Annotated in this window: 1 protein-coding gene; it reads left to right on the forward strand. The window is 63.6% G+C overall.

Translation table 11 applies throughout. The features are described from left to right. Nucleotides 1–221: 221 nt before the first annotated feature. The coding region (locus MKK75_RS00245; protein WP_279593455.1) for a chemotaxis protein CheB at nucleotides 222–561 on the forward strand (340 nt) is incomplete at its 3' end.

Consider the following 561-nt stretch of genomic DNA (forward strand, 5'->3'; position numbering starts at 1 on the left):
GACTTTGGCCGACATGCTCGGGTCCGAGCATAAGGCACGGCCGGCTGCTCAGTACCGGGCCGAGGTTCGCGACGAAGCTGGCATGAGCATACTGACCGCCTCTGTGCTCATCGTCATCGATAAGACGCCGGAGCGGAAGGGGGTCGAAGCTGCCGCGTAGCTCAGACATTCGGCCAGGCGCGACTGAACCGCGCTTGCCCCCGGTCGATTGTAGCAAGGGAATGGGCGCCATCATCGTCATCGCCAGCTATGCCGGCGGCCTCAAACCGCTCAAGCGGATTGTCGAGGCTTTGCCGTCAAATCTCCGCGCCTCCGTGTTCGTCGTGCAGCACATCGGGGCGAACCCGAGCGTCCTCCCTGACATCCTTAGTCAGCGCGGCAGTCTTCCAACCACCTTCGGGCGGCACGGGGAGGTCATCGAGCGCGGCCACATCTACGTCGCGCCACCCAACCACCACATGCGTTTGGGCTTCGGTGCAATCCTTCTCGATCAGGGGAGCAAGGTGCACTTCACCCGCCCAGCGGCCGATCCGTTGTTCGTTTCAGCCGCCGAGGCTTACG

The organism is Methylobacterium sp. J-030 (genome assembly GCF_022829545.1).
GTDB lineage: Bacteria > Pseudomonadota > Alphaproteobacteria > Rhizobiales > Beijerinckiaceae > Methylobacterium.